10 protein-coding genes are annotated in these 13,026 nt (G+C 72.7%); 5 read left to right on the forward strand and 5 right to left on the reverse strand.

Annotated features, from left to right (window positions below; translation table 11 throughout):
- Positions 1-158: 158 nt before the first annotated feature.
- Positions 159-3,302 (reverse strand): isoleucine--tRNA ligase, encoded by a 3,144-nt coding sequence (ileS, locus tag B073_RS0103540; protein WP_018536710.1) that lies wholly within the window; start codon positions 3,300-3,302, stop codon positions 159-161.
- 566 nt (positions 3,303-3,868) lie between these two features.
- Between ileS and B073_RS43545 the strand changes: the two genes are divergently transcribed.
- The 4 genes from B073_RS43545 (at position 3,869) to B073_RS0103565 (ending at position 8,169) form a co-directional block, all read left to right on the forward strand.
- Entirely contained in the window at positions 3,869-4,675 is an 807-nt protein-coding gene (locus tag B073_RS43545; RefSeq protein ID WP_078507887.1) for a TraR/DksA family transcriptional regulator, read from the forward strand.
- Positions 4,676-4,803: 128 nt separating this feature from the next.
- A complete protein-coding gene (lspA, locus tag B073_RS0103555) occupies positions 4,804-5,406 on the forward strand; it encodes a signal peptidase II (RefSeq protein WP_018536713.1) in 603 nt (200 codons plus the stop codon).
- 79 nt (positions 5,407-5,485) lie between these two features.
- A complete protein-coding gene (locus B073_RS0103560) occupies positions 5,486-6,427 on the forward strand; it encodes an RluA family pseudouridine synthase (RefSeq protein ID WP_018536714.1) in 942 nt (313 codons plus the stop codon).
- Positions 6,428-6,576: 149 nt separating this feature from the next.
- Entirely contained in the window at positions 6,577-8,169 is a 1,593-nt protein-coding gene (locus B073_RS0103565) for a Na+/H+ antiporter (protein ID WP_018536715.1), read from the forward strand.
- Positions 8,170-8,209: 40 nt separating this feature from the next.
- On the opposite strand, the gene B073_RS0103570 is transcribed toward B073_RS0103565, so the two are convergent.
- Positions 8,210-9,349 carry a mechanosensitive ion channel family protein gene (locus tag B073_RS0103570; RefSeq protein WP_026247026.1) on the reverse strand — a complete coding sequence of 380 codons (1,140 nt, stop codon included), beginning with the start codon at positions 9,347-9,349 and terminating at the stop codon, positions 8,210-8,212.
- Between the two features lie 94 nt (positions 9,350-9,443).
- Between B073_RS0103570 and B073_RS0103575 the strand changes: the two genes are divergently transcribed.
- The gene (locus B073_RS0103575; protein WP_199788103.1) at positions 9,444-10,067 is read left to right on the forward strand and encodes a dienelactone hydrolase family protein; all 624 of its coding nucleotides are present in this window, start codon (positions 9,444-9,446) and stop codon (positions 10,065-10,067) included.
- A gap of 65 nt (positions 10,068-10,132) precedes the next feature.
- Here the strand turns inward: B073_RS0103575 and B073_RS0103580 are convergent, their stop codons facing one another.
- The 3 genes from B073_RS0103580 to B073_RS0103590 all read right to left on the reverse strand — a co-directional run bounded on the left by B073_RS0103580 (position 10,133) and on the right by B073_RS0103590 (position 13,008).
- Positions 10,133-11,062, reverse strand: coding sequence for a thioredoxin domain-containing protein (locus tag B073_RS0103580; RefSeq protein WP_018536718.1), 930 nt, complete (start codon positions 11,060-11,062; stop codon positions 10,133-10,135).
- A gap of 328 nt (positions 11,063-11,390) precedes the next feature.
- Positions 11,391-12,239, reverse strand: coding sequence for a thioredoxin domain-containing protein (locus tag B073_RS0103585; RefSeq protein ID WP_018536719.1), 849 nt, complete (start codon positions 12,237-12,239; stop codon positions 11,391-11,393).
- Between the two features lie 112 nt (positions 12,240-12,351).
- Positions 12,352-13,008: a hypothetical protein gene (locus tag B073_RS0103590; protein WP_026247027.1), complete on the reverse strand. Its 657-nt coding sequence runs from the start codon at positions 13,006-13,008 to the stop codon at positions 12,352-12,354.
- Positions 13,009-13,026 lie beyond the last annotated feature (18 nt).

Consider the following 13,026-nt stretch of genomic DNA (forward strand, 5'->3'; position numbering starts at 1 on the left):
CGGGGCCCGGCCCTGTTCGTGCCACCGTGCGGGTGCCGGGCGTCCGCCGTCGTCCGTGCGGGGGGCGCGGCGGTGGTACGCGGGGGCGGACAAGAGCGAGGGCCCCGGCGCGCAGTGCGCCGGGGCCCGGTCGTGCTCTGCCGTGCTTCCGTGCTCCGTTATGCCTTGCGGAGGTGGAAGGTCAGGGACAGCGCCTCGTCGGTGAAGGCCGGGCCGTAGGAACCGTCCGGCTCACCGGCGGCGAAGTCGGTGGCCAGCACCTCGTCGGCGATCAGCGTGGCGTGGTCCGCCAGTGCCGTGCGCACGTCGTCGTCGGCGGCGGCCCAGCGGAGCGCGATCCGGTCGGCGACGTCCAGGCCGCTGTTCTTGCGGGCCTCCTGGATCAGCCGGATCGCGTCGCGGGCCAGGCCGGCGCGGCGCAGCTCCGGGGTGATCTCCAGATCGAGGGCGACCGTCGCGCCCTGGTCGGAGGCGACCGACCAGCCCTCGCGCGGGGTTTCGGTGATGATGACCTCTTCGGGAGTGAGGCCGACCGTCTCGCCGTCCACCTCGACGCTCGCCGTGCCCGCGCGCAGCGCGAGCGAGAGGGCGGCGGCGTCCGCGCCGGCGATCGCCTTGGCGACCGCCTGGACGCCCTTGCCGAACCGCTTGCCCAGGGCACGGAAGTTGGCCTTGGCGGTGGTGTCGACGAGGGAGCCGCCCACCTCGGAGAGGGAAGCCAGCGAGCTGACGTTCAGCTCCTCGGCGATCTGGGCGCGCAGCTCCTCGGAGAGGTCCGCGAAGCCGTGCGCGCCGACCAGGGCGCGGGACAGCGGCTGGCGGGTCTTGACGCCGGACTCGGCGCGGGTGGCGCGGCCCAGTTCGACCAGCCGGCGCACCAGCTGCATCTGCGCGGAGAGCGCCGGGTCGATCAGTGCGCGGTCGGCCGCCGGCCAGGTGGTGAGGTGGACCGAATCCGGGGCGTCGGGGGTGACCGGGACGACCAGGTCCTGCCAGACCCGCTCGGTGATGAACGGGACGAGCGGGGCCATCAGCCGGGTGACCGTCTCGACGACGTCGTGCAGGGTGCGCAGCGCGGCCGCGTCGCCCTGCCAGAAGCGGCGGCGGGAGCGGCGGACGTACCAGTTGGAGAGGTCGTCGACGAAGGCGGAGAGCAGCTTGCCGGCGCGCTGGGTGTCGTAGCTCTCCAGGGCCTCGGTCACGCCCTCGACCAGGGTGTTGAGCTCGCCGAGCAGCCAGCGGTCCAGCAGCGGGCGGTCGGCCGGGGCCGGGTCGGCGGCGGACGGCGCCCAGCCGGAGGTGCGGGCGTAGAGCGCCTGGAAGGCGACGGTGTTCCAGTACGTCAGCAGGGTCTTGCGGACGACTTCCTGGATGGTGCCATGGCCGACGCGGCGGGCCGCCCAGGGGGAGCCGCCGGCCGCCATGAACCAGCGGACCGCGTCGGCGCCGTGCTGGTCCATGAGCGGGATCGGCTGGAGGGTGTTGCCCAGGTGCTTGGACATCTTCCGGCCGTCCTCGGCGAGGATGTGGCCCAGGCAGACCACGTTCTCGTAGGACGACTTGTCGAAGACGAGTGTGCCGACGGCCATCAGCGTGTAGAACCAGCCGCGGGTCTGGTCGATGGCCTCGGAGATGAACTGCGCCGGGTACCGCTTCTCGAAGAGTTCCTTGTTGCGGTACGGGTAGCCCCACTGTGCGAAGGGCATCGAGCCGGAGTCGTACCAGGCGTCGATGACCTCGGGGACGCGGACCGCGGTCAGCGTGCAGCCCTCGTGGGTGCAGCCGAAGGTGACCGCGTCGATGAAGGGGCGGTGCGGGTCCAGGCCGGACTGGTCGGTGCCGGTCAGCTCGGTCAGCTCGGCGAGCGAGCCGACGCAGGTCAGGTGGCCCTCCTCGCAGCGCCAGATGGGCAGCGGGGTGCCCCAGTAGCGGTTGCGGGAGAGCGCCCAGTCGATGTTGTTGTTCAGCCAGTCGCCGAAGCGGCCGTGCTTGACCGACTCCGGGAACCAGTTGGTGTTCTCGTTCTCCCGCAGCAGGGCGTCCTTGACCGCGGTGGTGCGGATGTACCAGGACGGCTGGGCGTAGTAGAGCAGCGCGGTGTGGCAGCGCCAGCAGTGCGGGTAGCTGTGCTCGTAGGCGAGGTGGCGGAAGAGCAGGCCGCGGGAGTCGAGGTCGGCGACCAGCGCCTCGTCGGCCTTCTTGAAGAACTGGCCGCCGACGAGCGGGAGTTGATCCTCGAAGGTGCCGTCCGGGCGGACCGGGTTGACCACCGGGAGGCCGTAGGCGCGGCAGGTGCGGAGGTCGTCCTCACCGAAGGCGGGGGCCTGGTGGACGAGGCCGGTGCCGTCGTCGGTGGTGACGTACTCGGCGTTGACGACGAAGTTGGCGCCGTCGAGGTCGACGAGGTGGAACGGGCGGTCGTAGGCCCAGCGCTCCATCTCACGGCCGGTGAAGGACTCCCCGGTGGTCGTCCAGCCCTCGCCCAGCGCCTTCTCCAGCAGCGGCTCGGCGACGATCAGCTGCTCGCTGCCGTCGGTGGCGACGACGTAGGTGACGTCGGGGTGGGCGGCGACGGCGGTGTTGGAGACCAGGGTCCAGGGGGTGGTCGTCCAGACCAGGAGGGCGGCCCGGCCGGCCAGCGGGCCGGAGGTCAGCGGCAGGCGGACGAAGACCGAGGGGTCGACGACCGTCTCGTAGCCCTGCGCCAGCTCGTGGTCCGACAGGCCGGTGCCGCAGCGCGGGCACCAGGGGGCGACGCGGTGGTCCTGGACCAGCAGGCCCTTGTTGAAGATCTCCTTCAGGGACCACCAGACCGACTCGATGTAGTCGGGGTCCATGGTGCGGTAGGGGGTGTCCAGGTCCGTCCAGTAGCCCATGCGCGTGGTGAGCTCGGAGAAGGCGTCGGTGTGCCGGGTCACCGACTCGCGGCACTTGGCGTTGAACTCGGCGATGCCGTACGCCTCGATGTCCTTCTTGCCGCTGAAGCCCAGCTCCTTCTCCACGGCCAGCTCGACCGGGAGGCCGTGGCAGTCCCAGCCGGCCTTGCGGTCGACGTGGTAGCCCTGCATGGTGCGGAACCGGGGGAAGACGTCCTTGAAGACGCGGGCCTCGATGTGGTGGGCGCCGGGCATGCCGTTGGCGGTCGGCGGGCCCTCGTAGAAGACCCACTCGGGGCGGCCCTCGGACTGCTGGAGGCTGCGGGCGAAGACCTTCCGCTCCTGCCAGAAGTCGAGCACCGCGTGTTCCAGGGCGGGCAGGTCTACCTGGGCGGGTACCGGTCGGTACTGGGGTGTGGGGCTCATCGGTTCCTCCGGCGGACACCTGGGTGCGTTCTCCGACCGGAGGGACGAGAGCGCTGGCTCCCGCGGTACCACCCTCCTTGGCGGTGCGCGCCGCACCGCCCCCTCATTGGGGTCGCGCTGCCGGTTCTAGTCGCCTGTGGATCCGCGGCCCGTGGGCGGGGCCCGCTGTCCGGAGGCTTTCTTCCGGCGGCTCCGGGGTGATCTTCACGTCATGCACGCCTCCGGGCTCGCACCGTCCCCGGATCGCTGCAGGCTGCGTATGACGCTACTCGTCCCATCGACGCCTTTCGCTGGGCCCCAGTGTAAAGGGCCGCGCCGACACCGGCCGACCGGATTTCGGTCCGCCGGCCGTCGCCCGGCGGCTGACCCGAATGCCGGGCCCCGCGGAGCCGGTCGTCCGGGGCGGATTACCGCGCGGACAGCGGGGCACAAACGAGGCAGACCGGACGTACGGTCCCGGTGGCGGGGTGGCCGGGCGGTGCGTCCCGTTGCCGCGTGCCGTGAGGCGATTTATCGTTCCGGTCACGATTCGCGAACAAGATCACATATGTGAAGGGGTCGCGGCCATGGTGGCGAAGAAGACCGCCGCGGAGAAGACCACGACGTCCGCCGGGCCCACTGACGAGGACGTCGCGCAGCAGTCCGTGCGCGAGGAGGCGACCGGGCCCGCGCCGGAGAAGGCCGCCGGGAAGAAGGCGGCCGCGAAGAAGACGCCGGCCAAGAAGGCGGCGCCCGCCAAGGCCGCGGCCAAGAAGACGGCGGCGAAGAAGACCGCCACGAAGAAGGCGGCTGCGAAGAAGACGACTGCCGCGAAGAAACCTGCGGCGAAGAAGGCGAGCGCCGTGAAGGCGGTGGCCGGGGAGACGGCCGGGCCGGCGGAGGAGACGGGAGCCAGGACGGTGGCGAAGAGGACGGCGGCCGCGTCGGCCACGGACGGCGCGGACTCCGGGGCGCCCCCGGCCCGTACGGCCGCGGCACCCGGCGAACTCGCGGTACGGCCCGGTGAGGAGCCCTGGACGCCGGCGGAGGTGGCCGAGGCGCGGTCCGGCCTGATGGGGGAGGTGGTCCGGCTGCGGGCGGAGATCACCTCGGCCGAGGACGCCATCGCCGGGCTGATGCGGGACTCCGGGGACGGCGCGGGCGACGACGAGGCCGACACCGGCAGCAAGAACATCACCCGCGAGCACGAGCTGGCGCTGGCCTCCAACGCCCGCGAGATGCTGCACCAGACCGAGCGGGCGCTCGGCCGCCTCGACGCCGGCACCTACGGCCTGTGCGAGAACTGCGGCAAACCGATCGGCAAGGCGCGGATGCAGGCGTTCCCGCGGGCGACGCTCTGTGTGGAGTGCAAGCAGAAGCAGGAGCGCCGCTGAGCCGTGCGCCGCCGCGCCGGGCGAGCCGGCCGGCCCCCGTCCGGCCCGTTCCCGCAGGCGGGTGCCGTACTCTCGTGGGCAGCCGGGCTGGGCCTGGTGAAGGACTCGACGGGCTGAGGGACGCACACGTGGCAGAGGCGGAACGCATCACCGGTACGCCGGAATCCGAACCGGGTTCCGGGGCGGAGACCGCGGCGGGATCCGAGGGGGGCCGGCCGGCGGAGGGCGAGCGGCCGACCGGGCGCGGCAAGCGGCGGATCGCCGCGCTGCTGCTGGTGGCCGCGGTCGTCTACCTCCTCGACCTGGGCAGCAAGCTCGCGGTGGTCGCCAAGCTGGAGCACCACGCGCCGGTCGAGGTCGTCGGGACGCTGCTGCAGTTCAGCGTGATCCGCAACCGCGGGGCCGCCTTCGGGTTCGGCGAGGCGCTGACGGTGTTCCTGACCATCATCGCCGCGGTGGTGATCGTGGTGATCGCCCGGATCGCCCGCAAGCTCCACAGCCTGCCCTGGGCGATCGCGCTGGGCCTGCTGCTGGGCGGTGCGTTCGGCAACCTCACCGACCGGATCTTCCGCTCGCCGGGCGTCTTCCAGGGCGCGGTGGTGGACTTCATCGCCCCGGCCCACTTCGCGGTCTTCAACCTCGCCGACTCCGCGATCGTCTGCGGCGGCGTGCTGATCGTGCTGCTGTCCTTCCGGGGCCTGGACCCGGACGGCACGGTCCACAAGGACTGACGGCCGGCCCGCGTCCCGGCCGGGTGGCCGGGGCCCTCCGCCGGGCGGGGCAGTGCCGGGGGACTGCCATACTCGTGGGGTGAGCACCTTCCCCGAGATCCGCACCCTGCCCGTACCGGACGGCCTGGAGGGCGAGCGCGTGGACGCCGCGCTGGCCCGCATGTTCGGCTTCTCCCGGACGAAGGCCGCCGAGCTGGCCTCGGCCGGCAAGGTCCGGGTCGACGGCTCCGAGGTGATGAAGTCCGAGCGGGTGCACGGGGGCGCCTGGCTGGAGGTCGAGATGCCGCCGGCGGCCGCGCCGGTGGAGATCGTGGCCGAGCCCGTCGAGGGCATGGAGATCGTGCACGACGACGAGGACGTCGTGGTGATCGGCAAGCCGGTGGGGGTCGCCGCGCACCCCAGCCCCGGCTGGAGCGGCACCACCGTCATCGGCGGTCTGGCCGCGGCCGGGTACCGGATCTCCACCTCCGGGGCGGCCGAGCGGCAGGGCATCGTGCACCGCCTCGACGTCGGCACCTCCGGACTGATGGTGGTCGCCAAGTCGGAGCGGGCGTACACCTCGCTGAAGCGGCAGTTCAAGGAGCGGGTGCCGGACAAGCGCTACCACGCGCTGGTGCAGGGCCACCCCGACCCGCTGAGCGGCACCATCGACGCCCCCATCGGGCGGCACCCGAACCACGACTACAAGTGGGCGGTGACCGCCGACGGCAAGCCCTCGGTCACCCACTACGACCTGATCGAGGCGTTCCGGGCGGCCAGCCTGCTGGACATCAAGCTGGAGACCGGCCGGACGCACCAGATCCGGGTGCACATGTCCGCGCACCGGCACCCCTGCGTCGGCGACCTGACCTACGGCGCGGACCCCACTCTCGCCAAGCGGCTGGGTGTCGCCCGGCAGTGGCTGCACGCGGTGCGGCTGGGTTTCGAGCACCCTTCGGACGGGCGCTGGGTGGAGTTCGAGAGCGCCTACCCGGCGGATCTCCAGCACGCGCTGGACACCGTCCGGGAGGAGAGCCACTGACGCCGGGGCGCGGCACGGGAGCCGGGCCGGCGCGGATCGGCCCGGATCGGTTCGGAGCGACCCGGTCGGCGAAAGCGGGCATCTGATCACTTCGTGGCACGCTTGGGGCGGAATGTGATCGAAATCGACCGCCCCGGAGCGTAGCCACCGTGGATCAGTTGGCCCTGCTGTTCGTCCTCCTCCTCGGAGCGGTGGTGATGGTGCCGCTCGGCGACCGGCTGGGCCTGCCCTCGCCGGTACTGATGACGCTCGCGGGCGCGGTGCTGGCACTGCTCCCGTTCGTGCCCAACGTCCAGGTGCCGCCGGAGTACATCCTGCCGATCGTGCTGCCGCCGCTGCTCTACGCGGCCGTCCAGCGCACTTCCTGGCGGCAGTTCACGGCCAACCTCCGGCCGATCTTCCTGCTCGCCGTGCTGCTGGTGTTCGCCACTACGGCGGCGGTCGCGGCGGTGGCCCAGGCGGTGGTGCCCGGGATGCCGGTGGCCGCCGCGGTCGTCCTGGGGGCGCTGGTCGCCCCGCCCGACCCGGTGGCCGCCACCGCGGTGGCCGGCAAACTCGGGCTGCCCCGCCGCATGGTCTCCATCCTGGAGGGCGAGGGGCTGTTCAACGACGTCACCGCGATCGTGCTGTACCACGTCGCACTGGCCGCGGTGGTCAGCGGCAGCTTCTCGGTGCCCGGCGCGGTGGGCTCGCTGGTGCTCTCCGCCGTCGTCGCCATAGCGGTCGGCCTGGCGCTCGGCTGGGTCACCAACCAGCTGATGGGGCGGCTGGGCGATCCGACGCTGCAGATCGGGCTGACGCTGCTGGTGCCGTTCGTGTCGTACGTGCTGGCCGAGGAGTTCAAGGGGTCGGGCGTGCTCGCGGTACTGACCTGCGGGCTGTTCCTGGCCGAGTACGCGGTCGACGCGGACGACGTGCTGGGCCGGCTGGCCGGCTACACCTTCTGGGAGGTCGTCGACACCCTCGTCACCGGCGTCGCCTTCGGGCTGATCGGCCTGGAGCTGCACAACATCATCGGCGCCGCCGCCGGCCGTTGGGGCCCGATGCTGGCCGCCGGCGCCGCGGTGGTGGGGGTGGTCGTCGCGGTACGGCTGGTGTGGCTGCTGCCCGCGGCCTGGCTCGCCAAGCGGATGCACAAGCGCCGGGACTACGACGAGGACATCCCGATGAGCTGGCGCGAGACGGTCATCATGTGGTGGTCCGGGATGCGCGGGGTGGCCTCGGTGGCGCTGGCGCTGGCCATCCCGTTCGGCGTGGACGGCGGGCCCTTCCCGGCCCGCGACGAGATCCTCTTCATCGCCTTCGCGGTGGTGCTCTCCACCCTGGTCGTCCAGGGGCTGACGCTGCCGTGGCTGGTGCGCAGGCTGCGGGTGCGGGCCGACACCGACGCGGCGGACGCGCTGGAGCGGGAGCTGGCGCTGCGGGTGATCAAGGCGTCCAAGCGGCGGCTGAAGGAGGTCCTGGAGGTCGAGGAGGTGTCCGACGAGGTCGCCGACCAACTGGCCCGCCGGGCCTACGACATCGGGGCCCGGATCGCGCCGGACATCGTCGACGACGAGCGGCGCGAGCTGTTCGAGAAGCGCATCTCGCGGCTGAAGAAGGTCCAGCGGATCCAGAACGAGATGCTCTCGGCCGCCCGGCACGAGGTGCTGGCGGCGCGCAGCGAACCGGGCGCCGACCCGGAGATCGTCGACCGGGTGCTGCGCCATCTGGACATGCGGAGCCTGCGGGCGGCCCCGTAGGGCCGGCGGGCCCGGGCGCGGCCCTCGGGGCGGTGGCCGGTCAGCGGCCCCCGGTGGCGCCCGGGCCGTGCCGGTCGTGCGGGGCGTCCCGGCCGTGCGGGCCGTCCGCCGGGCCGGACGGCAGGCCGCGCCGGTGCTCCTCGGCGGACGGCGCCGGCGCGGTGGCGATCCGCGGCAGCGCGTAGGCGTGCTCGGTGCGCAGCCACTCGATCATCCGCTCGCGGACCTGGCAGCGCACCGTCCACAGCGCGTCCGAGTCCCGGGCGGTGACCAGGGCGCGCACCACGATGGTGGACGGGGTGGTGTCGGTGACCACCAGGCTCCAGGACCGGGCGTCCCACTCCGGGCTCTCCTGGAGCAGCTCGTGCAGATGCTGCCGCATCTTCTCCACCGGGGCGGAGTGGTCGAGGTGGAAGAAGACCGCGCCGGTCATCTGGGCGCCGCCGCGCGACCAGTTCTCGAACGGCTTGCTGGTGAAGTACGACACCGGCATGGTGATCCGGCGCTCGTCCCAGGTCCGCACGCTCAGGAACGTCAGGGTGATCTCCTCGACGGTGCCCCACTGGCCGTCCACGACCACGGTGTCCCCGATGCGGACCATGTCGCCGAACGCGATCTGGAGTCCGGCGAAGAGATTGCCCAGCGTGGACTGGGCGGCGATACCGGCGACGATGCCCACCAGCCCGGCGGACGCCAGCACGGACGTGCCCACCGCCCTCATCTGCGGGAACGTCAGCAGCATCGAGGCCGCCGCGATCAGTATCACGGCCGCGGTCACCACCCGCTGGATCAGCGTCACCTGCGTCCGCACCCGCCGCACCCGCGCCGCGTCCCGGGCGCCGGCCGCATAGCGGGTGTACGACGACTCCACGATCGCCGCCGCGGCCCGCACCAGCAGCCAGGCGGTGGCGGCTATCAGCACCAGCGTCAGTGCCTGGCCGATGCCCACCGCGTGGTGCACCACGACCGGGATCTCGGTCTGGTCGAAGGTGCCGAGCAACAGGGCGGCGGCGAGCATGAGTTGGAGCGGTATCCGGCAGCGCCGCAGCAGCCCCCACAGCGGGGTCTCCGGGTGCCGGGTGTCGATTCGCGCAAGGGCCCGGTCGATCAGCCAGACCAGGACGGTCGTGACCACCAGCGAGCCCCCGACGACGGCGATCGGGCGCAGCACGGCCTCCAGGGACACGGTCTCCTCCTCGGTGCGGTGTGCTCCTTCGGGTTCTCCCGACCGTAGCTGGCACGATGGGGGCAAGCGATCCAACCCCAGGGAAGTGATGTCAGTGCCCGCCTCCGCCGAGCCCGCGACCAGCGGTTCCTCCACCATCGTGCTGTTTCATTCGGTGTGCGGGCTGCGCCCCGCGGTGCACGCCGGCGCGGACCGGTTGCGCGCCGCGGGCCACGAGGTGATCGTCCCCGACCTGTTCGGCGGCCGGACCGCCGACTCGGTCGCCGACGGCATCGTGATCAAGGACGAGATCGGCAAGGACGAACTGCTCCGCCGCGCCGTCGCGGCCGCCGCCCCGTATTCCGACCGCGGACTGGTCTACGCCGGCTTCTCCTTCGGCGGCGCGGTCGCGCAGAACCTCGCCCTCGCCGACGAGAAGGCCCGCGGGCTGCTCCTGCTGCACGGCACCTCCGACCTCCCCGACGGCGCCGTCGCCGACGAGCTGCCGGTGCAGCTGCACGTCGCCGACCCCGACCCGTACGAGCCGCACGACTGGCTGAACGCCTGGTACCTGCGGATGCGCCGGGCCGGCGCCGACGTCGAGGTGTTCCGCTACGCCGGCGCCGGCCACCTCTTCACCGACCCCGACCTGCCGGACTACGACGCCTCCGCGGCGGAGAGCGCCTGGAAGGTGGCGCTGGGGTTCCTGGCCGATCTGCCCGAGCGGGGCTGAGCCGGGGCCGGTCGAGGCCGGGCACGGCGTTACAGGGCGGGGCCCCAACCGCCGTGCCGCGGCGGTCAGTTGCCGCCGGTCGGGTCCTTCTCGCCCTTGGCGATGCCCTGGCCGCCGCCGTCCTTGCCGGCGTCCCCGCCCTTGTCCGCGCCGCCCTTCGCCGGGCCGAACTCCGCGTCGATCATCTTGCGGAAGTTGGCCTGCGCGAGCGCCTCGTACTGCTGCTGCGTCATCTGCCGCTGCGGGATCTCCGCCATCGTCAGCTTCTTGTCGCCGTGCATGAAGGTGGGGGTGCCGCGCACGCCCTTGCGGCCGAAGAGCGCGGTCATCTCCATCGCCCAGCGGTCGTAGGTCCCGTCCTTCACCTGCTTCTCGAACGCCTTGTTGCCCTTCAGCTCCGGCACGTCGGCGGCCACCTTCAGCAGCTCGGCGTCCTTCGCGTAGAGGTCCTCGCGCTCGTCGGGGTGGTACTTGGCCGAGTACAGCGCCGACTTGTACTTCAGGAACACCTCGGGGCTGATGTTCAGGGCCGCGCCGAGCGCGCTCAGCGCGTTCTTGGAGCCCTCGCCGCCCTGCGCGTCGTCGATGAAGGAGTACATCGTGAAGCGGACCTTGAAGCGGCCGTCGTGGATGTCCTTGAGCAGTTCCCTGCCGGTGGTCTGCTCGAAGGCCGCGCACGCCGGGCAGCGGACGTCCTCGAAGACCTCCAGCGTCTGCGTGGCCTTCTTGTCGCCGATGAGGATCTCGGTGCCGTTCTTGCCCTGGGTGTGTGCCGGGGTGACCAACTTGGCCTCCTTGGCGGCCTCCCAGCCGGTCGGCTCGTTCGCCTTCATCACGGCGTAGCCGATGCCGCCGGCGACCGCCAGGACGCCGACGACGGAGACCGCCACGATCAGCTGCCGGCGCAGCCGCTCCTTCTTCTTCTCCTTCTCGCGCTGGGCGCGGATCCGCTCGCGGGCGGCCTGCTTGCTGGCCTGGGTGTTCCGGTTGCTCATGGGGGGTGTCCGATCCTTCGGTGCTGCCTGGCTGGTGCGGTACGGGCGTCAGACGGCGGCCGGGACGGGCGGGCCGCGGCGGCGTACGCAGTGCGCGGGCGGCGGGAGCGGGCGAGCGGCGTGCGGACAGGCGGGGGTGCGGGCCCCCGCGCGGCTCCCGGGCGAGGCCCCGGGCCGGGCCGCCGGGCCAACTCCCCTCCCCTGCATGGCCGGGAGTCTGCCATGGGCACGACGGAAAACCGGGTCAAGATTTGGCATCGGCCGGCGTGCGCGCAGCACGCCGGCCGATGCCGGTGCCGGGGCGGAGCCCGGCGTCAGGACCCGGGGGTCACTTCTTGAGGTTCTTGTCCACCTGGGCGGTGAAGTCCGCGACCGAGGACGGCGCGACCGGGCCCTGCGCGGTCTGGGTGCCCAGCTCCGCGCCGTTCATCTTCACCGTCGGGGTGCTGCGGACGTCCTTGTGCGAGTCGAACTCCTTGGACATCGCCATCGCCCAGGCGTCGAAGGTGCCGCTCTTGACGGCCTTCTGGAAGGCGGCGTTGCCCTTCAGGGCCGGGACGGTGTCGGCCACCTTGAGCAGGTAGCCGTCGTCGGCGAACTTGTCCGGGCCGGTCTCGTCCGGGTGGTACTGCTTGGAGTACAGCGCGTACTTGTACTTCAGGAAGGCGTCCGGGGAGACGTTCAGCGCGGCGCCCAGCGCGCTCAGCGCGTTCTTGGAGCCGGTGCCCTGGAGGTTGCCGTCCAGGAACGTGCCGATGTGGTACTCCGCCTTGTACTTGCCGTCGCTGATGTCCTTCTCGACCGTCGCGCCGACGGTCTCCTCGAAGGCGGCGCAGCCGGGGCAGCGCGGGTCCTCGAAGAGCTGCAGGGTGTTCTTGGCGTCGGCCTTGCCGACGACGACGGTGGTGCCGTCGGGGCCGCTGGTGTGGGCGGGCGGGACGGGCTTGGCCTTGGCGGCCTTCGCCCAGACGTCGGCGCCGGAGCCGCTGCCGCCGCCGCTGCCGCCGGAGTTGGCGACCGCGAGGCCGATGCCGCCGGCCACCGCCAGCACCGCGACGACCGAGCCGGCGACGATCAACTGCCGGCGGGTGCGTTCCTTCTTGGCCTGCCGTTCGCGCTCGGCGCGCAGCCGCTCGCGGGCTGCCTGCTTGTTGGCCTGGCTGTTGCGGTTGCTCATGACTGTTCTGCTCCGTGGTTTCCGTGGACCGTGGGACGGGATGCGCGCTACCGGGGGCGTACGCGCCGTACCTGCCGTACGGGCGTGCGCCGGCCGCCGGGCCCGGAGGCCGTCAGGCGGCGAGCGCGCAGGGCGGTCCGCGGCGCACCACGGAGTGCACGAGCAGGGGCCGGGACCGGGGGGTCGGCGCGGTCCGTACGGGGGCGGGCACCGCGCGGCGCGGCGTCAGGACGCGGCCCAGGACCGCGGCCGCCAGCAGCAGCGGGCGGAAGGCGAAGCCGGCCACCGCGCCCAGCAGCCGCACCAGCGCGGCCTCGCCGCGGCGCAGCCAGCCGGCCGCCAGCAGCCCGACGGCCAGGTGCGCGGCGAGCAGCAGCAGCCAGGCCGGGGCCGGGGCGCCGCCCTCCCGGGTCAGCTGGGCCAGCGGTCCGCCGACCGGTCCGCCGCCGCAGAGCAGCATCGTGCTCAGCGAGTGGGACGGTCCGGCCGGGGCTCCGTCCGCGCCGTAGCAGGTGTGCTGGCCGAGGCTGAAGACCGCGTCGGCGGCCAGCTCCAGGGGGAGCAGCAGCCCGGCGATCCGCCAGTAGCCGCGCTCGCGGCCGGCCAGCGCGTAGGCCAGCGCGAACACCGCGGCGCCGGTCACGGCGACGGTGACCGGCGGCAGCGGCATACGGGAGAGCAGCACATGGGACGCCGACGACAGCGCGACGCACAGCGCCGTGAAGAGCGCCGCGCGCAGTGCCCGCAGGTGTGCCGCCGAGATGTCCATCGCCAGCGAGTGTGCCAT

Source organism: Streptomyces sp. MspMP-M5, assembly GCF_000373585.1.
Classification (GTDB): Bacteria; Actinomycetota; Actinomycetes; order Streptomycetales; family Streptomycetaceae; genus Streptomyces.